Origin of the sequence: Arthrobacter sp. N1 (assembly GCF_048288285.1) — a bacterium.
Taxonomy (GTDB): Bacteria; Actinomycetota; Actinomycetes; order Actinomycetales; family Micrococcaceae; genus Arthrobacter_D.
Genome location: NZ_CP102608.1, coordinates 354,363 through 378,273 on the forward strand (window position 1 = coordinate 354,363; position 23,911 = coordinate 378,273).

A 23,911-nucleotide genomic window follows, 5' to 3' on the forward strand; every position below is an offset into this window, starting at 1 on the left:
GCCGCCCTTCCATCCGCGGCTGTTTGACAGCCGACGTGATCTGCAACATACTCGTGGAATCGATTCCATGGAATCGATTCCACAACGGCGTAGGGAGCAGCGTGCGGTCAGTGACGATCAAGGATGTCGCCGGGAGGGCGGGCGTCTCCACCGCGACGGCGTCCCGCGTCCTGTCCGGTCATCCCAGTACGTCCCCCGCGGCACGGACCGCCGTCGAGCAGGCCGTCGCCGACCTCGGGTTCCGCCCCAATGCGCAGGCGAGGTCGCTCCGCAGGACGACGACCCAGACTCTCGGGCTCCTCCTGCCCGACATCCGCAATCCCTTCTTCGCCGACCTCGCGCATGCCGTCGAGCAGCGTGCACGCGACTTCGGCTACCTCACGCTGTTCGGCAACGCGAACGAGAGCGTGGAGCAGCAGGACCGCTACTTCGACGTCATGCTCTCGCAGCGCGTGGACGGGCTGATCGCTGCTCCCCAGGGTGACAGGGCGAGCCTCGCCGGTATCCTCGGCAGCGGGCTGCCCACGGTCTTCGTGGACCGGGTGATCGACGGCGCCGACGTGCCGAGCATCAGCCCCGACAACCGGACCGGCATCCATGAGGCCGTGGAACACCTGCTCGGGCTGGGACACCGGCGCATCGGCTACATCGCCGGGCCACAGAGCACGTCCACGGGCCGCGAGCGGCTCCGGGCGTACCAGGAAGCGATCAGCGGAACCGCCGCGGACGACGACGGCGACCTGGTCCACGTCGGCGACTTCCAGGCGGCGAGCGGCGCTGCCGGCGCGCATGCGCTGCTCGACCTGGCCGACCCGCCGACGGCCGTCCTCGCGGCCGACAGCCTCATGTCCATCGGGGCCATCGGCGTCTGCAACAAGCGCGGAGTCGCCATCGGCGCGGACCTGGCCTTCGTGGGCTACGACGACATCGAGGCCTTCGCGCTGCTGAACCCGGCCCTCACCGTGATCGCACACGACGTCGATGCGATGGGACGGGGTGCGGTCGAGATGCTCGTGGCCGTGATCGCCGGCGAAGCGGCGGAGTCCCGGGTCCTGCCGAGCCGGCTGATCGTCCGCGGTTCCACCATGGATTCCCCGAAAGGACCCTCCGCATGAGCACGCCCATCCTGTCCCTCGAGCGCGTGACGAAGTCCTTCGGATCGGTCACCGTCATCGACGGCGTCTCCGTGGACGTCCACCCCGGCAGGGTCCAGGTACTCCTGGGGGAGAACGGCGCCGGGAAGTCGACGCTCATCAAGATGATGGCGGGGGTGTACCAGCCCGACGGCGGTCGGATCCTCGTCGACGGCCGCGAGGTCACCCTGCCGGACACGAAGGCCTCCGAGGCACTCGGCATCGCCACCATCCACCAGGAACTCAACCTCGTGGGCTCCATGAGCATCGCCGAGAACATCTCGCTGGGACGCCTGCCGAAGCGCTTCGGACTCGTGGATCGGCGGAGGATGAAGGAGGACGCCCGCGCGGCCCTCGCCCTGATCGGCCTGGACCTCGATGTGGACCAGCACGTCGGTGAACTCGGCATCGCCCGGCAGCAGCTCGTCGAGATCGCGAAGGCGCTGAGCATGGATGCCCGCATGCTCATCCTCGACGAACCCACGGCGGCACTGACCAAGCGCGAGATCGCAGCCCTGTTCGGCGTCGTCGACGACCTCCGGGCCCGCGGCGTCGGCATGGTCTTCATCTCCCACCACCTCGACGAGATCGCCGCGATCGGGGATTCCGTGTCCGTCCTCCGGGACGGTACCTTCATCGCCGAGGTCCCCGCGACCACCGACGAGGACGAGCTCGTCCGCCTGATGGTGGGCCGCGACATCGCGCAGCAGTTCCCGCGCCGCCGTGAGTTCGACGGCGTCCCCGAGACGCTCCTGTCGGTCCGGAACCTCTCCACGAAGGGAATGGTCAACGACGTCTCCTTCGAGGTGCACGCCGGGGAGGTCGTGGCCCTCGCCGGGCTCGTCGGGGCGGGACGCACCGAAGTGGTGCGGGCCATCGCGGGCGTCGATCCCTACCTCACGGGTTCCGTCGCCGTCCGCGGCAGGGAGCTGCCGAGGCTCGACGTCGGGGCAGCCATCCGCGCCGGCGTGGGCCACGTTCCCGAGGACCGGAAGGTGCAGGGCCTCGTGCTGGGAGCGAGCGTCAACGACAACATCGGCTACGCGACCCTGGCCTCGACGGCGAAGGCGGGAGTCGTCGACTTCGCCGGCCAGCGCGCCCGCGCGCAGGGCGTGGCGGACACCCTGCGCATCCGGATGCGTGATCTCGATCAGCCCGTGGGCAGCCTGTCCGGAGGCAACCAGCAGAAAGCCGTCTTCGCGCGGTGGATCCTCGCCGAATCCTCGGTCCTGCTGCTGGACGAACCGACACGCGGCGTCGACGTCGGGGCGAAGGTCGAGATCTACGAGTTGATCAACGCCATCACGGCTGCCGGAGGCGCCGTCGTGATGGTCTCCAGCGAACTCCCCGAGGTCCTCGGGATGGCGGACCGCATCCTCGTGATGAGCGGCGGCCACATCTCGGGCGAACTCGACGCCACCACCGCAACCCAGGACGCCGTCATGTCCCTCGCCGTCCGTGACGTGCAGAGGGACCTCGAAGACCAGCAGATGAAGGACGAGGCATGAGCATCGCAAGCCGACCAGCCGTACGGAAGCCCGGTACGGGCGCCACCCGGGTCAGGACGTTCGTCGCGGAGAACGGCGCTCTCGTGGGTCTCGTGGTCCTCGGGCTCGCGCTCTTCATCGCGACGCCGGACTTCCTGACCGGGCCGAACCTCCTGAACATCGGGATCCAGGCGTCGGTCATCGCCGTCCTCGCCTTCGGTCTGACCTTCGTGATCGTGGCCGGCGGGATCGACCTCTCGGTGGGCTCCGTCGCCGCGCTCAGCGCCATGGGGTCCGCCTACATGTTCAGCACCGCGGCCCTGCCGGGATGGCTGGCACTGATCGGCGGACTCCTCGTCGGGACGCTCGCCGGCGCCGTCAGCGGATTCGCGGTCGCCTTCGGCAGGCTGCCCTCCTTCATCGCGACCCTCGCGATGCTCAGTGTGGCCCGCGGACTCACGCTCGTGCTCTCCGACGGCAGGCCCATCGCGACGGCGCCCGCCGTGTCCTTCCTCGGCGGCAACGTGGGTCCCGTCCCCATGCCGATCGTGATCCTCGTGATCGCCGGGATCGTGGCCGCCCTGATCCTCAACTACACCGTGATCGGCCGCTACATGTACGCGGTCGGCGGCAACACGGAGGCAGCCCGCCTCTCGGGCATCCCCGTGCGCCGGGTCCTCGTCACGGTCTTCGCGCTGTCCGGCCTGTTCGCAGCCCTCGCGGGGCTGCTGCTCTCCGGTCGCCTGGACTCCGCACAGCCCCAGGCCGCGGCGGGCTACGAGCTCGACGCCATCGCCGCCGTGGTCATCGGCGGAGCCTCCCTCGCCGGGGGCGTCGGCCGGATCAGCGGCACCCTGATCGGCGCGCTGGTGCTCGTGGTCATCCGCAACGGCCTGAACCTGCTCAACGTGTCCTCCTTCTGGCAGCAGGTGGTGATCGGCGTGGTCATCGCCCTCGCCGTCGGCATCGACTCCCTCCGCCGGAAGACCGGCCACTAGCCCCACCCCGCAGCACCGTCCCGTCCGAAACACCACCCCCACTCCAGAAGGATCCGATGATGAACTCCTCCACACCCCTCAAGGCCGCGGCCGTCACCATGTCGCTCGCACTGCTCCTCGGCACCACGGCGTGCAACCGCGGCGGTGACGACGCCGCCGCGGACAGCCGGAGCGTCACGCTCTCCGTCTCCACGCTGAACAACCCGTTCTTCGTCGAACTGCGCGACGGCGCCCAGGAAGCGGCGGACGCAGCAGGCGTCGACCTCGAAGTGGTCGATGCCCAGAACGATTCCGCCACCCAGACCAACCAGCTCGCCACCGCGGCGACCAGCGGCACCGACGGCGTGATCATCAATCCCGTGGACTCCGACGCCGCAGCAGCGTCGGTGGCCCCCCTCGTGTCGAACAGCACGCCGATCGTCGCCGTGGACCGCGCTGTCAACGGCGCCGAGGTCCAGTCCCTCGTCTCCAGCGACAACGTGGCCGGCGGCAAGCAGGCCGCGGACGAGCTCGCGAAGGCGATGGGGGAGCAGGGCACGGTGATCGTCCTCCAGGGTGTCGCCGGGACCTCCGCCAGCCGCGACCGGGGAGCCGGCTTCGCCGAAGGCATGGAGGCCTACCCCGGCATCGAGATCGTCGCCCAGCAGACCGCCAACTTCGATCGTGCCGAGGCCCTCAACGTGGCCACCAATCTCCTGCAGGCGAATCCGGGGGTCACCGGTCTCTTCGCCGAGAACGACGAGATGGCCCTCGGTGCCATCCAGGCCCTCGGCGCCCGGGCCGGCGAGGACGTGAAGGTCGTCGGGTTCGACGGCACGGCCGACGGCCTGGCCGCCATCGAGGCCGGCACGCTCACCGCGACGATCGCGCAGCAGCCCGCCGAGCTGGGCAAGCGCTCCGTCGAGGTCCTCGTGCAGCTGCTCGATGAGGAGGCCGTCGAGGAAGCCATCCCGGTCCCCGTCACGACCGTCACCACCGAGAATGTCGCGGACTTCGCCTAGATGAGCACACTGTCGCCGGGCATCGTCGTCGTCGGGTCCATCAACGCGGACCTCGTGGTCACCCTCGCACGGCACCCGCACCCTGGTGAGACCGTGCTCGGGCGCTCGATGACGGTGCTGCCCGGCGGCAAGGGCGCCAACCAGGCGGTGGCGGCCGCGCTGCTGGGCGCGGACGTCGCGATGATCGGTGCCGTGGGATCGGACGCCTACGCGGACGTCGCGTTGTCCGCACTGTCGGCCGCGGGCGTCGACCTCGGCGCGGTCAGCAGGCTCGACGGCGGGACCGGCGTCGCCGTCGTCGAGGTGTCCGACGACGGGGAGAACACCATCGTGGTGCTGCCCGGTGCCAACAAGCAGGTCACGGCGGACCTCGTTGCGGCGTCCGCGGAGGCGATCCGCGGCGCTGCCGTCGTCATCGTCCAGGGCGAACTGCCGGCAGCATCCATCGAGGCCGCTGTGCGGGCCGCTACCGGGCGCGTCGTCGTCAACCTGGCGCCCGTCATCGGGATCGAGCGCGACGTCCTGCTCCGGGCAGATCCGCTCGTGGTCAACGAGCACGAGGGAGCCCTGGTCCTCGAGCAGCTCGGCGGAGCCGCGACGGGCGGCCACGGCTCCGTGGTCGAGGCGCTCCTCGCCTGCGGCTTCGCCTCCGTGGTGATGACGCTCGGCGGCGCGGGAGCGCTGCTGTCCGACGGCGCCGCCGTGCGTCCGGTCCCGGCGCCCACGGTCTCCGCGGTGGACACCACGGGTGCGGGGGACGCCTTCGTGGGCGCGCTCGCGGCCCGGCTCGCCGCCGGGAGCACCCTCGACGATGCCGTGCACTTCGCCGTCCGCGTCGGCTCCTACGCCGTCCAGCACCCGGGAGCCCAGCCCTCCTACCCCACGCTCGATGACGAGCTGCCCGAACCACAGCACCCGCGCATCGCGGGTCCCCAGCAGGAATCGAGTCCGTGAAGAAGTCAGGCATCATCAACGCACCCCTCAGCCGGGCTCTGGCGACGCTCGGCCACGGCCACCTCGTGGTCATCGCCGACTGCGGACTCCCGCTGCCGGATTCGGCGTCCGTCCTGGACCTGGCGCTGGTGCGCGGAATCCCGTCCTTCACCCAGGTGCTGGACGCGGTGCTCGCCGAGATCGTGGTGGAGGGCAGTACGGCCGCCGCGGAGGCCCGGGGGTCGGCCGTGGACGCCTGGCTCGAGGACAGGGGCCTGCAGCCCACACGGATCTCCCACGAGGACCTGAAGGCACTCCTGTCCGAGGCGCGGCTCATCATCCGGACCGGAGAGGCCACTCCCTACGCCAACGTCGTCCTGCAGTGCGGCGTCGACTTCTGACGTGTGCGTTCCGTGCCCGGGGGTAACCTTTGGGCCACGAGATGCCTGCTTCCGGGCGACCGCGTTCCATTGCCCCGCGCAATTACCTAGGCTGTAGCAGTGATCTTCAAAGCAGTCAGTGACGGCCGGCCGTACCCCGACCACGGACACGTGACCCCCAAGGACTGGGCCGAGGTGCCCCCGCGGCAGGTCCGGCTCGACGAACTCGTGACCACCAAGACGACGCTCGACCTCGAGGCGCTGCTGGCCGAGGACTCGACCTTCTTCGGCGACCTGTTCCCCCATGTGGTGCAGTGGAACGAGACCATGTACCTGGAGGACGGCCTGCACCGCGCCGTGCGGACCGCGCTGCACCAGCGGACCATCCTGCACGCGAGGGTCCTCGTCCTCAATGACTGAGGAGGACTCGCCGCGCCGTCAGCGGGCGCAGGCGAAGCGGGATCCCACCGAGTGGCACGGGCACAGGATCGTCACGGAGACGGATCTCGGCGCGGTGTTCCAGGAGGACGACGCCGCCCGTCGACGTCGTGCCTCGATGCGGCGCATCCGCCACGGAGTGGTGCTGGTCGTCCTGATCGGCCTGCTCGCCGCCGCCGTGTACGTGGCGCTCGGGATCGCCCGGGGTGACATCAGCGTCGGTGCGGCCGAGGCCTCCCCCGAACCGACGTCCACCTGCCCGGCCGGGCCGTTCGACTACCAGGACCCGAGCGCGATCACCGTCAACGTCTTCAACAGCACCACGATCGACGGCCTGGCGACGACGGCGGCCGACCAGCTGCGCGGGCGCGCCTTCGCGGTGCGGGACATCGGCAACAGGCAGGTCGGATCCACCGGGATGACGGCGATCATCGTCTCGGGCGAGGGCGGACGAGCCAACGCGTTCACCGTGCAGCGGACGATCCCCGATTCGCTCTATGTGGCCGACGATCGCGAGGACCGGACGGTGGACGTGATCGTCGGGTCCTCCTATACGGGCATCGTGCCCCCGGAGGGCGTCGACATCACCCCCGCGGCGCTCAGGTGCGCCGGTGGGGACGAGACGCCCGCCCCGACTCCCGCCGCTCCCTAGCAGGCGTGGGCGTCAGGCCCGCCGTCGCAGGGCTGCGCGCCGGACACCGAGGGGGTACACGACCCAGAGGACCAGCACGACGGCGAGCACGGACGCGCCGACGGTCAGCCCCGCCGCACGGTTCACCACCAGGTCGAAGACCAGCCACGCCGTACCGGCGAGCACCAGCCCCACGAGGGCGATCGTCGTCCGGATGAGGGCCGCGGTGCGGCGGACGAGCGTCGCCTTCACCCGGAGGCCGAAGAGGACGCGGTGCAGGTTGACCGAGGTCAGCACGAGTGCCGTGATCAGGGCGGACAGACAGACCAGGCAGAGATACACGGTGACCTGGACGTCATCGAGTTCGGTGAAGCGGCTCTGGAAGGGCAGCGTCAGGAGGAAGCCCGTCAGGATCTGGATGCCGGTCTGCATCACGCGCAGCTCCTGCAGCATCTCCTGCCAGTTGCGGTCCAGGCGCTGGTTGCTGCTCTCGCCCCGGCCGTCGTCCTCCTCCGGGCTCCTCATCCGGGACGCATCCTCCGCGCGGAGGGTCCGTCAGGCCCGCGCGCCGCCCTGCCAGACGGCGTCGAACGGTGCGTTGGACGCCACCCGGTTGCGGATGCCCTCCGTGACGAAGGCCTTGGCCGTCCGCGCGGCGTCGAGCGGAGCCGCGCCCTTGGAGAGCTCCGCAGCGATGGCGGCGGCGAGCGTGCAGCCCGCGCCACTGACGGCGACCTCGCCGACCTTCGGCTCGGACAGCACCTCGAGGGTCTCGCCGTCGAAGTAGACGTCGACGGCGTCGGGGCCCTCGATGCGCACGCCGCCCTTGGCGAGGACCACCGCGCCGCTCTGCCGGTGGATGATCCGCGCGGCCTCCTTCAGGTCCTCGAGATCGTCGATGGAGATGCCCGAGAGTGATTCGGCCTCGAAGTGGTTCGGCGTGACGAAGGTGGCCAGCGGCAGGATGTTCGCCTTCAGGGCCTGATCCGTGTCCAGCGCGGCGCCGGGCTCCTGGCCCTTGCAGATCAGCACGGGGTCGAGGACCACGTGGTCCCACTCCTGGCTCCCGAGCGCGGTGGCGACGGTGTCGATGGTGGCAGGTGTGCCGAGCATGCCGAGCTTCACGGTCCTGAGCGGGTAGCAGGACTGGATGGCCTCGAGCTGGTCCGCGATGACCTGCTGGTCCACGGGGACGAAGCGGTGCTGCCAGTCCCTCTTCGGGTCGAAGGAGACGATGCAGGTCAGCGCCACGATGCCGTACACACCGAGCTCCTGGAAGGTCTTGAGGTCGGCCTGCGCACCGGCGCCACCGGTCGCCTCGGACCCGGCGATCGTCAGGGTGATGGCGGGGGCAGGGCGGGTCTGGGTATCGGGCATGCCCCTAGTGTGCCCGAACCGGTGCGGGCGCTTCCACCCCGCCGGGGGTGAGGATCTCCTGGAGCGCCGGGCCCAGGGTGGGGTGGTCGAACGTGAACCCGGCGTCGAGGAGTTTGCCCGGGGAGACCCACCGGCTCTTGAGGACCAGCTCGGCCTCGGTGCGGATGATCACGCCGCCGAGTTCGAGGAGCCAGGCCGGCGTCGGCAGGCCGGCCGGGACGTGGAGGCGCTCGCGGACGGCGGCCATCAGCTCGGCATTGGTCACCACACCGGGGGCTGCGAGGTTGACGGGACCCTCGAGGGCCGGGGTCGCAGCGATGAGGACGACGGCGCGGTACAGGTCGTCGAGGTGGATCCAGCTGAACTTCTGCGTGCCCGGCCCCATCCGGCCGCCCAGACCTGCCCGCGCCAGCGTGGAGGGGGGCGTCATGACGCTGCCGGGGCCCAGGACGATCGCGATGCGCAGGGCGACCTTCCGCACGCCGGGCGTGGCGGCGTCGGCGAGGGCCTGCTCCCACGCCCGTGCCACCGCGACGGAGAATCCGGTGCCGAGGTCGCCGTCGTCCTCGGTCTGCGGCCGGTCCATGGCATGCCGGTAGATGGTGCCGGTGCTGGAGTTCATCCACACCCGCGGCGGCGTTCCACCACTCTCCCTGCACAGGGCGAGGGCACGCCCGAGCTCCTCGGTGGTGTCGACCCGGGAGGAGAAGATCGCGTCCGCGTTCCGCTTGCCGTAGCGGCAGTCGACGCTCCGGCCGGCGAGGTTGACGAGGGCATCGGCTCCGTCGAGCACGCTCGCGAGGGCCGCTGTGTCCCCCCAGACGGCGGACCCGCTGCGGCCGATGGTGCGCACCTCCACCCCGGCCTCGGTGAAGCGCCGGACGAGGTGCGTCCCGATGAAGCCGGACGCACCGGCGATGACGGCCGTCTGCACGGTGTTCGGGACGACGGTCATCGCGTGCGGACCAGCCTCCAGACACTGGCGCGGGCCAGGGCGCCCGCACCTCCGATGACGAGCGCCGTGGGGAGACCGTCCCCGAGGGCCGTCGACGGGGACAGCAGGGCGGCGACCACGAAGGCGGCCACCGCGAAGACGGCGAAGAAGACGCCGACATGGATCCACTGGTTGCGGACCGGCCGCAGGAGGTATCCGACGACGACGCCGAGGGGCAGGCCGGTCACCAACCCGATGCCGAGGCCGTACCAGAGGGCGATCACGAAGATGCCGAGGCCGCCGGAACCCCACCGCAGCGCGAAGACCAGGGCGAGGGTGACCACGCCGACCAGGAAACCGACCACCACGGCGCCGACCCCGAAGGTCACGTGGTGCCGGGAGGGCGTCCGTCCGTCGTCGGCCAGGGCGAATGCGTCCGCCAGGGTGCCTTCGTCGTCGTCCGCCGCGCTGCCACGGCCCGTGCCGTCGACCGGTTCGCCGGGGCCACGTGGCGGGATCACTGCCGTGTCCCGCGGATGAGCTGGACGATGTCCTCGACGATCTTGCGGACCACGGGCAGCCGGGACAGGATCACCAGCTTCGACATGAGCGGTGCGGCCTGGTCGATGAGGCGGCGGGTCCGGGCCTGGCCCGGCGAGGAGTCGTACACCCAGAAGAGCGTGACCCCCATGGAGGCGTACCAGAGCAGTTCGGGGAGGTCGTCCCGGATGGCCAGCGGTGGCTGCGGACGGGACATCAGCACTGCCTGCCGGAAGAGGGAGATGGCGCGGGCCCGGGCCACGGCCGATTCGCTGCCGAACGGGCTCGTGGTCGCGGAGGGCTTGATGACGATGCCGATGAAGTTCGAGCCGAAGTCGTGGTACGAGCCCATGACGTCGATCCCCGTGTTCAGCACGATCTTCAGGAGTTCGCCGAGATTCTGGCCCTCACGCAGGAGCGGCAGTGCGCGGGTGCGGTGCTCCTCCTGCAGGCTGCGGTACAGCTCGTGCACGAGGTCGTCCTTGGAGGCGAAGTAGTAGTAGGCGCTGCCCGTGGAGACGCTCGCGGCAGTGGCGATGGCTCGCATGGTCGTCTTCTCGTAGCCGATCTCGCGGAACAGCCGCAGTGCGGTGGACACCAGCAGCTCCCTGGTGGCTTCGCTCTTGGCCGTCGACGTCGGCATCGGACTCCTTCTTGAACCTGTTCAATTCGAAGGGTACGCCCTTTTTGAACACGTTCAATGAATGGCCTAGGCCCGGTCTCCCGACGAAGGGTCCGCCTCCGGCGCCCGGCGATCAGGCGTAGTAGCGGCCGAGCACCTCTGCCTTCAGGTCGTAGAACGTGCCCTCCTCGAGGGCCGCGCGGGCGTCGTCGACCATCCGCACCACGAAGCGCTCGTTGTGGATGGAGATCAGCGTCGCCGAAACCATCTCCTTCGCCTTGAACAGGTGGTGGATGTAGGCGCGCGTGTAGTGCGTGCAGGTGTAGCAGTCGCAGCCCTCGACCAGCGGCGTGAAGTCCCGCTTGAACCGGGCGTTGGAGAGGTTCCACCGGCCGTCCGGCGTGTAGAACGCCGAGTTGCGGGCCACCCGGGTGGGGGAGACGCAGTCGAAGGTGTCCGCCCCGTTCTCGATCCCGGTGAAGAGGTCGTCCGGTTCGGAGATGCCGAGCAGGTGGCGCGGCCTGTCCTCGGGGAGCTCGTCGCTGCACCACCCGAGAATGGTCCCGAGGTTCTCCTTCTCCAGGGCGCCGCCGATGCCGTAGCCGTCGAAGTCCATGGCCCCGAGATCCGCCGAGGCCTTCCGCCGCAGGTCCTCGTACTGGGCCCCCTGGATGACGCCGAACAGTGCCTGGTACGGGCGATGGCTGCGCTCCGCGGTGAGCCGCTGGTGCTCGACGATGCACCGCTCGGCCCACAGGCGGGTGCGTTCGAGCGATTCCTCCTGGTAGCCGCGCGAGTTCATGAGGGTGGTCAGCTCGTCGAAGGCGAACATGATGTCCGCGCCCAACCGGTGCTGCACCTGCATGGAGATCTCCGGCGTGAAGCGGTGCCGGTCGCCGTTGAGGTGGGACTTGAACCAGACGCCGTCGTCGTCGATGTGGGCGAGACGCTCCTTGCCGACGGCCACGCGGTCGTCCGCCCCCGCCGCCTCGGCGTCCACCGGCACATCCATGGTGATGACCTTCTTGAACCCGGAACCGAGGCTCATGACCTGGAACCCGCCCGAGTCGGTGAACGTGGGGCCGGGCCAGTTCATGAAGGCACCGAGCCCGCCGGCCTCGTCGAGGATGTCCGCCCCGGGCTGCAGGTAGAGGTGGTAGGCGTTGGCGAGGAGTGCCTGGGCGCCGAGCTCGGCCATGGCTCCGGGCAGGACGGCCTTGACCGAGGCCTTGGTGCCCACGGGGATGAAGGCCGGTGTGCGGATCTCGCCGTGCGGCGTGGTGATGGTCCCGGTGCGCCCGTGCCGCGGTCCCGGTCCGCCCGCTCCCGGTGTGGTCTCCTCGATCCGGTGGTGGACGGCGAAGGAGAACGAGGACTGCTGGGACTGTGGATGCACCATCCCATTTTGCCAGCCCGACGACGAACGCCCGGACGTGATGCGGGGCCGCCTACCTGCCGGTCAGCCGGCCGTCCAGGGCGGTGACGGCTGCGAGCTCGGCGGCGATACGCCGTTCCAGGACGTCCCGGCTCAGCGTCTCCGATCCGCCGTGTGCCCGCAGGTACAGCAGCACGCCGATGCGCAGGACCCGCCAGTCCCGCTCGACGTCGGTCCGGCCCGCGGCCGACGCGCGGAGGATCTCCGGATCGTAGACGTTGGGCTCGTTGAGCTGCCGCTGCCGGTACATGGCGGCGGTCTTGGCACGGAGCGGGTCCGTCTCGGCGTCGTCGGCCGCGCGAAGGGCGGCGGAGTACCGGGCGGAGCGGGCGTCGTCGTGGCGCGTGAGGTACGCGGCGATCGCCAGGCCGCCCTCGATCCACTTCCACCGGCCGAAGTTGCCGTCGAACGGCAGTCCGGCGAGGAGGTCCGCGACGGAGAGGGCGGACGCCGTGTCCCCCTCGTCCACGAGGAGGGTGAGCGCGAACTGGTGCAGGTCCTGCAGGTTGCTGCCGGACTTCAGGTTGATGCCGCGGGCCAGCCTCGCGGCGACACCCTGCAGGGTGTCGCTGTCCGGGTGCGCCTGAGCGATCTGCGCCACGAGTTCCTCGGGAGAGCCGTGGTCCGCGGCGACGGCGGAGACGCCGAGCTCGGAGTCGACGGGTACGAGGTAGGCCATGGAGCCGGTGGCGATCCTGACCTGCCGACCGTCGGCCAGCGTCGCGACCACGAGGGCGGGTACGCCGAAATCGTCGTTCACGACGGCGATTCCCGTCACCTCCGCCGTCGCGTCGCCGTCGGGCAGTGCGAGGACGTCACTCGCCACCACGACTTCCGCCGGAACCGCGCGCAACCCGGTCCTGTCCATCCTGTTCACCATCATGTGCGTCCTGCCAACCTCTGCCAATAGCCCCCGGACGATCCTCTGCTCCCCAGCGCCCGTCTCACGATACGGGAACCGGGCGTCCGGTCCGGAGCCCCGTCGCGGCTAGCGGCCCCATCCGGCATGCGCGAGCGCCTGGCGGAGCAGATCTGCTCGACCGCCCGAGAACTCGGCCTGGATGGAGGGGCTGAGGGCCTCGGCGGGTGTCAGCCAGGAGAGCTCGAGCGCATCCTGGCGGGGGTTGCACTCGCCGGTGACGGGGATGAGGTAGGCGAGGGCGACGGCGTGCTGACGGTCATCGGTCAGTCCCGTCTCCGAGGGCGAGGGGAAGTACTCGGCGATCGTGAACGGCAGCGGCGACGGCGCCAGCTGCGGAAGGGCCATCGGGCCGAGGTCCTTCTCGAGGTGCCGCAGCAGGGCAGCGCGGATGGTCTCCCGGTACATGACCCGGCCGGAGACGAAGGTCCGCACCATCTCGCCCTGCTCATTGGCCTGTAGGAGCAGTCCCACCTCGTTGACGTACCCGAGGGTGTCGCACCGCACGGGGATCGCTTCGACGTAGACCATCGGCAGGCGGCGGCGAGCCTCGTAGAGATCATCCTCGGAGAGCCAGCCCGGATTGGGGTCAGGGGTGCGTACGTTCATACCCCAGTTCTAGCGCAGACCCCGGCCCCGGCGGAGACGGCGCGCGGTTCTTCGGCCCGTGGCTGAATCCGGCGCAGCGACGGGCAGGGTGCGGACAGGGCGCGGATCAGGGCGCCGTGGGGTTCTCGACGTCACGCTGCGCCTCATGGACGACGACCTCTGCGCCCCACGGTGCGGCCGTACGGAGCGAGCGTCCGTGGCTCTCCTCCACCACGTCGTGGTCGAAACCGGCGCCGGACACGCGGGGGACGAGGTCCCGGACGTCACCCTCGTAGTCGAAGGCCAGTCCGCAGCCGGCGGCGGGCCCGGTGATAGCGGCGACGAGGCCCCCGTTCTTCGCCCGGAAGGCGTGCAGGGTGCCGGCAGGTGATCCGATGCGCGGCTTAGCGCCGAGATCCGCGAGGACGCGCGCTGCGGCGGCGTCGTCGGTGGTGTACCAGAGCGCGAGGACAGCGAGGGGTGACGCCGGGGCCCCGGTGTCCCGCGGTCCGGCGTGGGCCAGGAAGCTCAGGCCGTCGGGCGCCGTGATGCGGGCCGCCGGCCCGTGGCCCTCCGCGGTGAGTTCGACGGCGGTGCCCGCCTCGGCGGTCCGGCGAGCGAACTCGTGCACGTCACCGACCTCGAACGCGAGCGCCGTCGTGCCGTGCTCCTCGCTTCCCGGGGTGCAGGCGTGCAGCGCGACCCTGCCGCTCCCGGCATCGAACACGGCGCAGGAGTCGTCCGGCTCGCGGTCCCGGGCGGGAGTGAGCCCGAGTGCCGTGAGGAAGCGGGTTCCCCGGGCGAGGTCCGCTGTGTACACGAGGGGCCGGACGCGGAGCATCAGTTCTCCTCCAGGTAGGCACGGAGCGCCTGCTCGACGAACGCCGAGAGGCTGAGGGCCTCATCGATGCTGCGGTGCTTGACCTCGCGGACGAGGTCCGGGGGGAGGTAGACGTTGAACTGCACTTTCGCCGGGTCGGGCATGCCCGGATACTAGCAAACTAGTATGATGACGGCTGCCTCCGGCGTACGGTTGACGCATGAAGCCCGAGCCCCCCGAACTCCTGCTGCCGGACGCTGCCGCCTGGCGACGGTGGCTGGAGGACAACCACCGGACCTCGCCCGGCGTGTGGCTCATCGAGCACAAGAAGGGCGGCACGACGACCCTGCTCACCTACGCACAGGCTCTGGACGAGGCCCTGTGCTTCGGCTGGATCGACGGCCAGGCCCGGTCCCGGGACGAGGGCAGCTACTTCCAGCGCTTCACCCCGCGCGGGCCGCGCAGCATCTGGTCGATCCGCAACCGCACCTACGTGGACCGACTCAGGAGTGAGGGCCGGATGCGCGAGGCGGGGGAGCAGGCGGTGGCCGCAGCACAGGCGGACGGCAGATGGGACAGGGCCTACGCGGGCCCGGCGACGGCGGAGGTCCCCGCCGAACTCGCGGCGGCGATCGACGCTGACCCTGCCGCGCTCGCGATGTTCGGCACGCTGTCCTCCCAGAACCGGTACGCCATGATCTTCCGGATCTCCCAGCTGAAGACGCAGGCGGCGAGGGAGCGGAACATCGCGAAGTTCGTCGCGATGCTCGCGCGCGGCGAGACGATCTATCCCCAGAGCGGCCGGACGCGCGGCGGCGGGTAGGCCTGTGGTCAGCGTAGCCAGCCGGGTCCGGTCGCATCAGCTCCCCAGGCCGCGGTTCTCAGGAGAGGGACGGACCCGTGACGCCGGCGGTGCTGGCTCGGGACCGGCATGACGGCGTGGCCGTCCCCGTTCCGTCGGTTCCCACGGGCGCCGTGCAGGGCGACCCCCGTCGGGTCAGTCCAGGGCTGTGACCTCGTAGGTGTGCCCGGCTGCCCTCAGCCGTTCCACCAGGACGGTCCCGAGGGCGGACGCCGGGGTCAGGGAACCGGCGGCAACGGGCAGGCTGTCGCCGTCGAGGGCCAGTGAGAGCGCCGTCTCGCCGGCCATCACCGCGGTGGCGGCATATCCCGGGTCGCCGGGGCCCGAGGCGGTGGCCTGGTAACGCCGGCCACTCTCCGTGGCCGCGGTCACCTGGGAGCGGAACCAGCCCGCCTGCCGCGCAGCCACACCCGGTCCGGATCCTGGCGCCGGAAGGACCCGGTCGAGGATCTTCCGCGTGGGTGGGAGGGCGAGCGCGGCACCGAACGCCCGCAGGCCGAGCGCCGTCGCCCCGGCCATCACCGCGCCCCTCACTCCGCGCCCCGTCCCCATGACCTCGCCGTAGCGCAGGGACCGACCGTACGCCCAGCCCTGCAGCGCATTGCTGCGGCGCACGATCCGCGTGTTCGCGGATGCCATGACGAAGGGCGCCGTCCGCCGCCCGTCCGCCGCCCGGCCGACCCAGCCCAGGTCCCGCGGCTGCCGGGTCGAAGGCTCGGCGGACCGGTCCGGGCTGAGGGAATAGGGGTCCGCCGCCAGCGACCGCTGCACGGGGTCCGACCGCATGCCGTCCAGCTGTCCGCGCATCGAGTCGACCGTGCCCCCGCTGAAGCCGCCCTTGGCGGTCGCGACGAGCTGCACCTCGGTCAGGCCGCCCGCGCCGTCCGCCTCGGCAGCCTGATGCAGGAGGAGTACCGCGAGATCGGAGGGGACGGAATCGTACCCGCAGGCATGGACGATCCGCGCGCCGGTCGTTCTCGCGCGCTCGCCGTACCGGTCGATGGCCTCGCGGACGAAGGACACCTCTCCCGTGAGGTCCCCGTAGTGGGTGCCGGCGTGGGCGCAGGCCTCGACGACCGGCAGCCCGTACTTCGCATAGGGGCCCACCGTGGTGAAGAGGACGCTGGTCCCCTCGGCCAGCGCCGCGAGCGAGTCGGGGTGCTCCGTATCGGCCTCGATGAGAGACCAGTCGTGCGCGGCAGCGGGCAGCCTCGACCGCACGGCCTCGAGTTTCTCCCTCGACCTGCCGGCCAGTCCCACCCGCAGGTCCGCCGGGGCGTGGTCGGCGAGGTAGCCGGCGATCAGTTCGCCGACGAAGCCGGTAGCACCGAAGAGGACGAGGTCATGGGCGCGCGCTGAGGTCTCCATCCCTGCAGTCTTGCACCGCCGGGGCCGGGACGCAGCCGGTCAGTCCCCGGCGGTTCCGGTGGACCCGGCCCTGGACCGAGCCTCGAGCACCATCCACGCCTGCAGCTGGGACGACAGGCTGACCGGGCCGTCCTGCACCGGCGGGAGGACGAGCGTCCCCCCTGCGGTCCGCCGGCCGTCCCACAGGTGGTGCGCCGTCGCGTCGAGCAGCCGCCGGGCCGTCGCCGAGGCGGCGGGGCCGATGCCGGCGACCGCCGCCCCGGCGAGGTACCGGGCGAGGATGCCGGTGAACAGGCCGGCATCGCCGCCCGCGGCCAGCGGCAGCACGCCGTCGTCGTCGGCGACTTCCCGCGCGATGGCGCCGACGAGATCGGCGGCGGCGGAGAGGTTGTCCGCCCCTCCGACCTCGACCAGCGCGCCGAGCACCGTGCCCTGGTTGTAGGTGTGGAGGCCCCGGTCCACACGCCCGTCGGCCTTGATCCCGTCCAGGAAGAGCCCACTATCCTCGTCGAACAGGCGGTCGCGGAGCCAGTCGAGCAGGTCCTGCGCCCGCGCGGTCTCTCCGGCGCGGGCGAAGAACACCGCCGCGGGCGCGGTGCTGGGCGTGTTCTTGTAGTCCCGCGTGGTGTTCCAGTAGACCCCGCCGCCGAGCTCGGCGGTGTGGGCCGAGCGCAGTGCGGCGCCGAGGATCCGCACCCGGCGCCGTGGCCGGCGTCGCCCCTCGACGGCGTCGAGGCGCTGGAGAGCGAGCGCCAGCCATGCCATGTCGTCGTAGTAGGAGTTCCGCCAGCGGCCGCCGTTGCGGAGCCAGATGCCGCGCGCCAGCTTGCGAGCCTCGGGCAGCGCGCCGGTCCCGTCGCCTGCGCCGCCGCCTTCGCCCGCGCCGGAGGTTCGGAGGTGCTCGTCGAGGAGGCAGTCCAGGAAGTGGGCCTGCCACCAGTAGTGCCAGTGGCTGCGGGCGCTCGTCGGCGGCGGGAAGGCGATGGATCCGAGCCGGGTACCGGGGACGTGCAGGCTGCGCCGCGCGAAGAGCTGCCGCACGCCGGCCGCGGTGATCGAAGCTGCGTCGTCGGGGATGGGCATGTGACCACCCTAGCCACGTCGGCGTCACCCGGCATTGGGCAGGATGCGCAATGGATTCCCTGCCGGGTGCGCAGTGGGCCACGTCACAGTACGCTGGGCGCGAGGACGGACCAACGGCGGTCCACCCGGGCGGAAGGGTCGGCATGGACATCAGGGGATCGGTGGCACTCGTCACCGGAGGTGCGTCGGGACTCGGCCTCGCCACCGCCCGGCGGCTGGTCGACGACGGCGCCTCGGTGGTCCTCGTGGACCTCCCGCAGTCCGCCGGAGCCGACGCAGCGCGTACCCTCGACCCCTCGGGCGAGCGGGTCAGGTTCATCCCCGCAGATGTCGCCGACGCCGCTCAGGTGCAGGCGGCCGTCGACGTCGCCGTGGACCTCGGCCCGCTGCGCATCGTGGTCAACTGCGCGGGAATCGCGACGCCGGGCAAGGTCCTCGGGCGCGACGGCGTCCTGCCGCTCGAGCAGTTCACCCGCGTCATCACCGTCAACCTCGTGGGCACCTTCAACGTCATCCGGCTCGCCGCGGATGCCATGGCCCGGACGGCGACGGTCACCGGTGCCGGCGGCTCCGACGAGCGAGGGGTCATCATCAACACCGCGTCGGTCGCCGCCTTCGACGGGCAGATCGGCCAGCCCGCCTACGCCGCGTCGAAGGGCGGGGTCGCAGCCATGACGCTCCCGATCGCGCGTGAACTCGCGCGGTCGCTCATCCGCGTGGTCACCATCGCCCCCGGCATCTTCGAGACGCCCATGATGGCGGGCCTGCCCCAGGAGGCCCAGGATTCATTGGGCGCCCAGGTGCCGCACCCGTCCCGTCTCGGCAAGCCCGTCGAGTACGCGGCGCTTGCAGCACACATCATCGAGAACCAGATGCTCAACGGCGAGACGATCCGCCTCGACGGTGCCATCCGCATGGCGCCGAAGTAGCCGCACCAGGTCCTCCCGGTCTCAGCTCGATTGAAAGGACGGCTCGATGGAGAGCCAGCTTCCCACCGCCGATTTCCTCGGTTTCGAATCCCTCCTCGCCGGTCACGAGCGCGAGAAGCTCCAGGACGTCCGTGACTTCCTGGCCAAGGAGGTGGCTCCGCGATGCGCCGAATGGTGGAACAGGGCCGAGTTCCCGCACGAGATCCTGCCGAAGCTCGCGGGCCTGAACCTCAGCACACCGGTGCAGCAGGGCTACAGCCACCTGTTCAGTGGGCTCGTGATCGCCGAGATGACGCGGGCCGACACCTCGATCGCCACGTTCTTCATGGTGCACCACGATCTCTTCGTCGAAGCCCTGCACATGTTCGGCAGCGAGGAGCAGAAGGCCCGGCTGCTGCAGGACGCCATGGACCTGAAAATCACCGGCGCGTTCGCCCTGACGGAACCCCTGCACGGGTCCGACGTCGCCGGCGGCATGGCGACCACGGCCACCCGCGACGGCGACTCCTGGATCCTCAACGGCGCCAAGCGGTGGATCGGCAACGGCACGTTCTGCGACTACATGCTGCTCTGGGCCCGGGACACGGAGACCGGGGGAGTACGCGGCTTCATCCTCGACGCCACCCTGCCCGGCGTCACCCGCACCACGATCGCCAACAAGACCGCCCTGCGCACCGTCCAGAACGCCGACATCACCCTCACCGACGTGCGCGTCGGCGAGTCCGACCGCTTCGCCGGCATCGAGACCTTCAACGACACCCGGCAGCTCCTGCTCGGCTCCCGCATCCTCGTCGGCTGGCAGGCCGTGGGCCAGCAACTGGCCGCGTTCGACGTCGCCCGGCAGTACGCCGTGGAGCGCCACCAGTTCGGCAGGCCGATCGCGGGCTTCCAGCTCGTCCAGGACCAGCTCGTCACCATGATGGGCAACACGACCGCCTGCCTCGGTGTCATGGCGCGCATCGCCCAGCTGCAGGAGCAGGGCGCATCGGACATGCCCCAGGCCGCCTTCGCCAAGTCCTTCACGACGGGGCGCATGCGGGAGACCGTGGCCCTCGGGCGAGGGATCCTCGGCGGGAACGGGATCGTGACGGACTACGGGATGGCGAAGATCTTCGCGGATGCCGAGGCCGTCTACACCTACGAGGGCTCCTACGAGATCAACAGCCTGATCGTCGGGCGGGCGCTGACCGGCATCTCGGCCTTCGCCTGACGTAGCCGGGCCCGTCAGCGGACCCCGTGCACGAAGCGGCGGCAGGGCGGCCCGGAGGTCACATGACGGACGCGGTGAGGCGCACGCCACATGACTGGGTAGTATCCCAACAGCAATCCGTCGTATCCAGTGCCGCATACGCCTCGTTTTCCGTGCCCTGAAAGCAGGCTGTCGTGACAGTGCCCCTCGAAGTGTCCTCCGTGCGTGCCACCGCTCCGTCCGGTGCGTCCGACGGCGACATCAGCCACGATCTCCGCGCCGACGTGCGCCGGGTCAGTACCCTGCTCGGCGAATCGCTCGTCCGGCAGCACGGCCAGGAGCTGCTCGATCTCGTGGAGCGCGTCCGGCTGCTCACCAAGCAGTCGAAGGAATCGGGCACCGTGGGCGACGCCGGGGAGCGGGCCGCGCTCGCCGGGCAGGTACGCGACCTCCTCGCGGCCCTGCCGATCGACCGGGCAACGGAGCTGGTGCGCGCCTTCGCCGCCTACTTCCACCTCGCCAACGCGGCCGAGCAGGTGCACCGTGTACGGGGACTCCGCACGCGGTCGGAGGAAGACGGGTGGCTGGCGCAGACGGTCTCGCGCATCGCCTCCGACGCCGGCCCGGAAGCGCTCGCCGCCGTCGTGCAGGAACTGGACGTCCGCCCCGTCTTCACGGCACACCCCACCGAGGCCTCGCGCCGCTCCGTGCTCGACAAGCTCCGGCGCCTCTCCGACGTCCTCGCGGAGACCGGTGCGGAGGGATCGCAGCAGCGCCGGCGGCAGGACCGGCGGCTCGCCGAGGTGATCGACCTGATCTGGCAGACCGACGAGCTGCGGCAGGTGCGGCCCACGCCCATCGACGAGGCGCGCAACGCCATGTACTACCTGGGGGACATCCTCACGACCTCCATGCCCGAACTGCTCGAGGACCTCTCTGACCTCCTGGCGCAGCACGGGGTCACCCTGCCGGCCGCTGGGGCGCCGCTGCGATTCGGCTCGTGGATCGGTGGGGACCGCGACGGCAATCCGAACGTCACGGCCGCGGTGACCCGCGAGATCCTCCAAATCCAGAACCAGCAGGCCGTCCGTATCTCCATCCATTTCATCGACCGGCTCATCTCGTCGCTGTCCTCGTCCACGGCGATCGTCGGGGCGTCCGGGGAACTGACCGCGTCGATCGAGCGCGACCTCGCGAACCTCCCGCGGCTCGACAAGCGCGTCCTGGAACTGAACGCGCAGGAGCCCTACCGGCTGAAGCTCACCTGCGTGAAGGCGAAGCTGCTCAACACCGCGGCCCGGGTGCAGAACCAGACGGCGCACGAACCGGGGCGCGACTACCTCGACGCCGCGCAGATCCTCGCGGACCTCGCGCTCGTGGGGGACTCGCTGCGGCAGCACGCGGCGGGCCTCGCGGCCGACGGCGCCCTCGCGACGGCGTCGCGCGTCATCTCCTCGGTGGGTCTCCACCTCGCCACACTCGACATCCGTGAGCACGCCGACATGCACCACGACGTCGTCGCGCAGCTGACCGACCGGCTTGGCGAACTGGACGTGCCCTATCTGGAGCTCGACCGCGAGGGCCGCCTCCGGGCACTGTCCCGTGAACTCGCCTCCCGGCGCCCGCTCGCGACGGTCAACCCACCGCTCGACGACGGCGCACGCCGTACCTTCGACGTCTTCCGTGAGATCGCCTCGGCCCTGCGCACCTATGGCCCCGACGTCATCGAGACCTACATCGTGTCCATGACCCGTGGGGCGGACGACGTCCTGGCGCCCGTGGTGCTCGCACGCGAGGCAGGACTGGTCGACGTCGTCGGGGACGGATCCGGCGGACCGGACTCGGGCGCGTTCGCGAAGATCGGCTTCGCGCCGCTGCTGGAGACCGTGGACGAGCTGCGCGTCTCCGCCGAGATCGTGGACACCCTGCTGTCCGATCCGACCTACCGCGAGGTGGTCCGCCTGCGGGGTGACCTGCAGGAGGTCATGCTCGGGTACTCCGATTCCAACAAGGAGTCCGGGGTGCTGACCAGCCTCTGGGAGATCCACAAGACGCAGCGGCGCCTGCGCGACGTCGCAGCCAAGCACGGCGTCCGCCTCCGGCTCTTCCACGGGCGAGGCGGATCGGTGGGCCGCGGGGGCGGTCCCACGTACGACGCCATCCTCGCGCAGCCCAACGGCGTCCTCGAGGGGGAGATCAAGTTCACCGAGCAGGGCGAGGTCATCAGCGACAAGTACTCGCTGCCGGCACTGGCCCGCGAGAACCTCGAACTCTCCCTCGCCGCCGTGATGCAGGGCTCGGCGCTGCACCGGACACCACGCACGTCCGAGGATGATCGCGGGCGCTGGGCGGAGGTCATGGAGACCGTGTCGGATGCCGCGTTCTCGCGGTACCGCTCGCTGATCGACCATCAGGACCTGCCCGCCTACTTCCTCGCCTCGACGCCGGTGGAGCAACTGGGTTCGCTGAACATCGGCTCTCGTCCGTCGAAGCGCCCCGATTCGGGCAGCGGCCTCGGCGGCCTCCGCGCCATCCCGTGGGTATTCGGCTGGACGCAGTCCCGGCAGATCGTCCCGGGCTGGTTCGGCGTCGGGTCCGGGCTGCGTGCCGCCCGCGAGGCGGGCCACGAGGGCCTGCTGTCCGAGATGCTGGAGCGCTGGCACTTCTTCCGCACCGTGGTCTCCAACGTCGAGATGACCCTCGCGAAGACCGACCTGGAGATCGCCGCGCACTACGTGGAGGCGCTGGTCCCGGCGGAACTCCAGCACCTCTTCGGCGTGATCCGGGCGGAGTACGAGCTGACGCTCGCCGAGATCCGGCACCTCACGGGGGAGCAGGAGCTCCTCGACGACCAGCCGGTGCTCAAGCGGTCCCTCGCCGTGCGGGACCAGTACCTCGACCCGATCTCCTACCTCCAGGTCGAGCTGCTGCGCCGCGTGCGGGCGGAGGCCGACGGCGGACAGCCCGATGGTCGGCTCCAGCGGGCCATGCTCATCACCATCAACGGTGTGGCCGCGGGGATGCGCAACACGGGCTGACCCGGCTCGGCGGGGTTCTGCCGGTGGGTGGGCGTCCTGCGTACCCGGCTCGTGCCCCTCTGCCGGCGCCTACGCGCCCGGTGCGGGCCCCTCTATCGGTGCCTCCGCGTCCCTGGTTCCTCCCGTGCTCGTCGACCGGCACAGCGTGCTCGACGGAATAGCGGCCGGGAGTGGTCGGTTGCCGCCTTCGGAACCCGAACACCGCCGGCAGCGACCGGACGAGCAGGAGGAGCACCATGAAGGCAGTCTTTTACGAGAAGTACGGCGATCCCGACGTCCTGCAGTACGGCGAGCAGCCGGACCCGAAGGTGGGGCCGGACTCGGTGCTCGTCGACGTGCGGGCCTCATCCGTGAACCCCGTGGACTGGAAGATCACCGCCGGGTATCTGGATGCGGCCCTGCCCACCTCCTTCCCCGTGATCCCGGGGTGGGACGTGGCCGGCGTCGTGGTGCAGCCCGGACCGTCCGTCACCGAGTTCGAGGCCGGTGACGAGGTGATCGGGTACGTCCGCATGGACACCGTGGGGCTCGGCACCTTCGCCGAGCAGGTCGCCGCTCCGGTGCGAACGCTCGCCCGCAAACCGCGGAACATCTCCTGGGCGAAGGCGGCGACCATGCCGCTGGCCGGGCTCACCGCCTATCAGTCGCTGCAGGCCGTCGGTGTCGGTGAGGGTGAGACCGTCCTGGTGCACAACGGAGCCGGTGGCGTGGGGACCTATGCCATCCAGATCGCGACGGCGTGGGGCGCCCGGGTACTGGCCACCGCGTCCGAGAAGAACCACGAGTTCCTGCGTTCCCTGGGTGCGGAGCCGTTGACCTACGGGAAAGGGCTCGCGGAGCGCCTCGCCGAGGCAGCGCCGGAAGGGCTCGACGCCGTCGTCGACTTCGTGGGCGGCGAGGACTGGGTCGCTTCCCTGGAGCACCTGAAGTCCCCGGAGCGGATCGCCTCCGTCGCCGACGCCGAGGTCAAGGACCGGGGCGGGCGCTACATCTTCGTCCGCCCGAACCCGGCGGATCTCCTCGCCCTGACGGAACTCGTCGAGGCGGGCAGCGTCACGCCGGTGCTCGCGGAGAGCTTCCCGCTGGAGCGGGCCGCCGATGCCTTCCGCAGCAGCATGGACGGCCACATCCGCGGCAAGATCGCCGTCACCGTCGGTGAGCAGGGCCAGGGGTAGGCGCGCCGGCATCCCGAGGCAGCCTGTCGAG

At 70.8% G+C, this 23,911-nt stretch carries 25 protein-coding genes; 13 read left to right on the top strand and 12 right to left on the bottom strand.

The features are described 5' to 3' along the window. Window positions 1–110: 110 nt before the first annotated feature. The 8 genes from NVV32_RS01735 to NVV32_RS01770 all read left to right on the top strand — a co-directional run bounded on the left by NVV32_RS01735 (window position 111) and on the right by NVV32_RS01770 (window position 7,022). Window positions 111–1,115 (top strand): LacI family DNA-binding transcriptional regulator, encoded by a 1,005-nt coding sequence (locus NVV32_RS01735; RefSeq protein ID WP_422391154.1) that lies wholly within the window; start codon window positions 111–113, stop codon window positions 1,113–1,115. Then, complete coding sequence (locus NVV32_RS01740; RefSeq protein ID WP_422391155.1) at window positions 1,112–2,641, top strand: sugar ABC transporter ATP-binding protein; 1,530 nt, start codon at window positions 1,112–1,114, stop codon at window positions 2,639–2,641. The genes NVV32_RS01735 and NVV32_RS01740 overlap by 4 nt, the downstream gene beginning before the upstream one ends. Continuing rightward, entirely contained in the window at window positions 2,638–3,618 is a 981-nt protein-coding gene (locus NVV32_RS01745; protein WP_422391156.1) for an ABC transporter permease, read from the top strand. The genes NVV32_RS01740 and NVV32_RS01745 overlap by 4 nt, the downstream gene beginning before the upstream one ends. A 56-nt stretch (window positions 3,619–3,674) precedes the next feature. After that, window positions 3,675–4,619 carry a substrate-binding domain-containing protein gene (locus tag NVV32_RS01750; RefSeq protein ID WP_422391157.1) on the top strand — a complete coding sequence of 315 codons (945 nt, stop codon included), beginning with the start codon at window positions 3,675–3,677 and terminating at the stop codon, window positions 4,617–4,619. Continuing rightward, window positions 4,620–5,573 carry a ribokinase gene (locus NVV32_RS01755; protein WP_055765336.1) on the top strand — a complete coding sequence of 318 codons (954 nt, stop codon included), beginning with the start codon at window positions 4,620–4,622 and terminating at the stop codon, window positions 5,571–5,573. Next, window positions 5,570–5,953, top strand: a complete 384-nt coding sequence (gene rbsD, locus NVV32_RS01760; protein ID WP_055765333.1) for a D-ribose pyranase — start codon at window positions 5,570–5,572, stop codon at window positions 5,951–5,953. The genes NVV32_RS01755 and rbsD overlap by 4 nt, the downstream gene beginning before the upstream one ends. A gap of 99 nt (window positions 5,954–6,052) precedes the next feature. Continuing rightward, window positions 6,053–6,352 (top strand): type II toxin-antitoxin system VapB family antitoxin, encoded by a 300-nt coding sequence (locus NVV32_RS01765; RefSeq protein ID WP_055765330.1) that lies wholly within the window; start codon window positions 6,053–6,055, stop codon window positions 6,350–6,352. After that, entirely contained in the window at window positions 6,345–7,022 is a 678-nt protein-coding gene (locus NVV32_RS01770) for a LytR C-terminal domain-containing protein (protein ID WP_055765327.1), read from the top strand. The genes NVV32_RS01765 and NVV32_RS01770 overlap by 8 nt, the downstream gene beginning before the upstream one ends. A gap of 12 nt (window positions 7,023–7,034) precedes the next feature. Here the strand turns inward: NVV32_RS01770 and NVV32_RS01775 are convergent, their stop codons facing one another. The 10 genes from NVV32_RS01775 to NVV32_RS01820 form a co-directional block, all read right to left on the bottom strand. After that, on the bottom strand, window positions 7,035–7,526 hold the full coding sequence (locus NVV32_RS01775) for a DUF6328 family protein (RefSeq protein WP_422391158.1): 492 nt from the start codon (window positions 7,524–7,526) through the stop codon (window positions 7,035–7,037). 30 nt (window positions 7,527–7,556) lie between these two features. Next, window positions 7,557–8,378 (bottom strand): hydroxymethylpyrimidine/phosphomethylpyrimidine kinase, encoded by an 822-nt coding sequence (locus NVV32_RS01780; RefSeq protein WP_055765321.1) that lies wholly within the window; start codon window positions 8,376–8,378, stop codon window positions 7,557–7,559. Between the two features lie 4 nt (window positions 8,379–8,382). After that, on the bottom strand, window positions 8,383–9,333 hold the full coding sequence (locus NVV32_RS01785; RefSeq protein WP_422391159.1) for a TIGR01777 family oxidoreductase: 951 nt from the start codon (window positions 9,331–9,333) through the stop codon (window positions 8,383–8,385). Next, on the bottom strand, window positions 9,330–9,833 hold the full coding sequence (locus NVV32_RS01790) for a hypothetical protein (protein WP_422391160.1): 504 nt from the start codon (window positions 9,831–9,833) through the stop codon (window positions 9,330–9,332). Before NVV32_RS01790 ends, NVV32_RS01785 begins: the two co-directional genes overlap by 4 nt. Continuing rightward, entirely contained in the window at window positions 9,830–10,495 is a 666-nt protein-coding gene (locus tag NVV32_RS01795; protein WP_055765311.1) for a TetR/AcrR family transcriptional regulator, read from the bottom strand. The genes NVV32_RS01790 and NVV32_RS01795 overlap by 4 nt, the downstream gene beginning before the upstream one ends. Window positions 10,496–10,607: 112 nt before the next feature. Further along, window positions 10,608–11,873: a tRNA guanosine(34) transglycosylase Tgt gene (gene tgt / locus NVV32_RS01800; protein WP_422391161.1), complete on the bottom strand. Its 1,266-nt coding sequence runs from the start codon at window positions 11,871–11,873 to the stop codon at window positions 10,608–10,610. 49 nt (window positions 11,874–11,922) lie between these two features. Continuing rightward, entirely contained in the window at window positions 11,923–12,792 is an 870-nt protein-coding gene (locus NVV32_RS01805; protein ID WP_422391162.1) for a DUF6707 family protein, read from the bottom strand. A gap of 105 nt (window positions 12,793–12,897) precedes the next feature. Next, complete coding sequence (locus tag NVV32_RS01810) at window positions 12,898–13,437, bottom strand: NUDIX hydrolase family protein (protein WP_055765306.1); 540 nt, start codon at window positions 13,435–13,437, stop codon at window positions 12,898–12,900. Between the two features lie 106 nt (window positions 13,438–13,543). After that, window positions 13,544–14,257 carry a VOC family protein gene (locus NVV32_RS01815; protein ID WP_422391163.1) on the bottom strand — a complete coding sequence of 238 codons (714 nt, stop codon included), beginning with the start codon at window positions 14,255–14,257 and terminating at the stop codon, window positions 13,544–13,546. Further along, window positions 14,257–14,400 carry a CopG family transcriptional regulator gene (locus tag NVV32_RS01820; RefSeq protein ID WP_055765301.1) on the bottom strand — a complete coding sequence of 48 codons (144 nt, stop codon included), beginning with the start codon at window positions 14,398–14,400 and terminating at the stop codon, window positions 14,257–14,259. The genes NVV32_RS01815 and NVV32_RS01820 overlap by 1 nt, the downstream gene beginning before the upstream one ends. A 56-nt stretch (window positions 14,401–14,456) precedes the next feature. Between NVV32_RS01820 and NVV32_RS01825 the strand changes: the two genes are divergently transcribed. Further along, a complete protein-coding gene (locus NVV32_RS01825; protein WP_422391164.1) occupies window positions 14,457–15,059 on the top strand; it encodes a YdeI/OmpD-associated family protein in 603 nt (200 codons plus the stop codon). Between the two features lie 174 nt (window positions 15,060–15,233). On the opposite strand, the gene NVV32_RS01830 is transcribed toward NVV32_RS01825, so the two are convergent. Together NVV32_RS01830 and NVV32_RS01835 are read right to left on the bottom strand one after the other, a co-directional pair. After that, window positions 15,234–16,466: a saccharopine dehydrogenase family protein gene (locus tag NVV32_RS01830; protein WP_422391165.1), complete on the bottom strand. Its 1,233-nt coding sequence runs from the start codon at window positions 16,464–16,466 to the stop codon at window positions 15,234–15,236. Window positions 16,467–16,505: 39 nt separating this feature from the next. Further along, a complete protein-coding gene (locus NVV32_RS01835) occupies window positions 16,506–17,549 on the bottom strand; it encodes a glycoside hydrolase family 76 protein (RefSeq protein WP_422391166.1) in 1,044 nt (347 codons plus the stop codon). Between the two features lie 143 nt (window positions 17,550–17,692). On the opposite strand from NVV32_RS01835, the gene NVV32_RS01840 reads away from it, so the two are divergent. The 4 genes from NVV32_RS01840 to NVV32_RS01855 all read left to right on the top strand — a co-directional run bounded on the left by NVV32_RS01840 (window position 17,693) and on the right by NVV32_RS01855 (window position 23,880). Further along, window positions 17,693–18,478 carry an SDR family NAD(P)-dependent oxidoreductase gene (locus tag NVV32_RS01840; RefSeq protein WP_422391167.1) on the top strand — a complete coding sequence of 262 codons (786 nt, stop codon included), beginning with the start codon at window positions 17,693–17,695 and terminating at the stop codon, window positions 18,476–18,478. A gap of 46 nt (window positions 18,479–18,524) precedes the next feature. Beyond that, complete coding sequence (locus NVV32_RS01845) at window positions 18,525–19,688, top strand: acyl-CoA dehydrogenase family protein (RefSeq protein ID WP_422391168.1); 1,164 nt, start codon at window positions 18,525–18,527, stop codon at window positions 19,686–19,688. 200 nt (window positions 19,689–19,888) lie between these two features. Continuing rightward, on the top strand, window positions 19,889–22,705 hold the full coding sequence (ppc, locus tag NVV32_RS01850; protein ID WP_422391985.1) for a phosphoenolpyruvate carboxylase: 2,817 nt from the start codon (window positions 19,889–19,891) through the stop codon (window positions 22,703–22,705). A 236-nt stretch (window positions 22,706–22,941) separates the two neighbouring features. Beyond that, window positions 22,942–23,880, top strand: a complete 939-nt coding sequence (locus NVV32_RS01855; protein WP_422391169.1) for an NADP-dependent oxidoreductase — start codon at window positions 22,942–22,944, stop codon at window positions 23,878–23,880. The last annotated feature ends 31 nt before the right edge of the window (window positions 23,881–23,911 follow it).

Bases quoted from the DNA above. Each gene is read 5' to 3' on its own strand.
- NVV32_RS01740 (WP_422391155.1), top strand. From the start codon at position 1,112: ATGAGCACGCCCATCCTGTCCCTCGAGCGCGTGACGAAGTCCTTCGGA.
- NVV32_RS01745 (WP_422391156.1), top strand. From the start codon at position 2,638: ATGAGCATCGCAAGCCGACCAGCCGTACGGAAGCCCGGTACGGGCGCC.
- NVV32_RS01750 (WP_422391157.1), top strand. From the start codon at position 3,675: ATGATGAACTCCTCCACACCCCTCAAGGCCGCGGCCGTCACCATGTCG.
- NVV32_RS01755 (WP_055765336.1), top strand. From the start codon at position 4,620: ATGAGCACACTGTCGCCGGGCATCGTCGTCGTCGGGTCCATCAACGCG.
- NVV32_RS01770 (WP_055765327.1), top strand. From the start codon at position 6,345: ATGACTGAGGAGGACTCGCCGCGCCGTCAGCGGGCGCAGGCGAAGCGG.
- NVV32_RS01775 (WP_422391158.1), bottom strand. From the start codon at position 7,526: ATGAGGAGCCCGGAGGAGGACGACGGCCGGGGCGAGAGCAGCAACCAG.
- NVV32_RS01780 (WP_055765321.1), bottom strand. From the start codon at position 8,378: ATGCCCGATACCCAGACCCGCCCTGCCCCCGCCATCACCCTGACGATC.
- NVV32_RS01785 (WP_422391159.1), bottom strand. From the start codon at position 9,333: ATGACCGTCGTCCCGAACACCGTGCAGACGGCCGTCATCGCCGGTGCG.
- NVV32_RS01795 (WP_055765311.1), bottom strand. From the start codon at position 10,495: ATGCCGACGTCGACGGCCAAGAGCGAAGCCACCAGGGAGCTGCTGGTG.
- tgt (WP_422391161.1), bottom strand. From the start codon at position 11,873: ATGGTGCATCCACAGTCCCAGCAGTCCTCGTTCTCCTTCGCCGTCCAC.
- NVV32_RS01805 (WP_422391162.1), bottom strand. From the start codon at position 12,792: ATGATGGTGAACAGGATGGACAGGACCGGGTTGCGCGCGGTTCCGGCG.
- NVV32_RS01810 (WP_055765306.1), bottom strand. From the start codon at position 13,437: ATGAACGTACGCACCCCTGACCCCAATCCGGGCTGGCTCTCCGAGGAT.
- NVV32_RS01815 (WP_422391163.1), bottom strand. From the start codon at position 14,257: ATGCTCCGCGTCCGGCCCCTCGTGTACACAGCGGACCTCGCCCGGGGA.
- NVV32_RS01820 (WP_055765301.1), bottom strand. From the start codon at position 14,400: ATGCCCGACCCGGCGAAAGTGCAGTTCAACGTCTACCTCCCCCCGGAC.
- NVV32_RS01825 (WP_422391164.1), top strand. From the start codon at position 14,457: ATGAAGCCCGAGCCCCCCGAACTCCTGCTGCCGGACGCTGCCGCCTGG.
- NVV32_RS01830 (WP_422391165.1), bottom strand. From the start codon at position 16,466: ATGGAGACCTCAGCGCGCGCCCATGACCTCGTCCTCTTCGGTGCTACC.
- NVV32_RS01835 (WP_422391166.1), bottom strand. From the start codon at position 17,549: ATGCCCATCCCCGACGACGCAGCTTCGATCACCGCGGCCGGCGTGCGG.
- NVV32_RS01840 (WP_422391167.1), top strand. From the start codon at position 17,693: ATGGACATCAGGGGATCGGTGGCACTCGTCACCGGAGGTGCGTCGGGA.
- NVV32_RS01845 (WP_422391168.1), top strand. From the start codon at position 18,525: ATGGAGAGCCAGCTTCCCACCGCCGATTTCCTCGGTTTCGAATCCCTC.
- NVV32_RS01855 (WP_422391169.1), top strand. From the start codon at position 22,942: ATGAAGGCAGTCTTTTACGAGAAGTACGGCGATCCCGACGTCCTGCAG.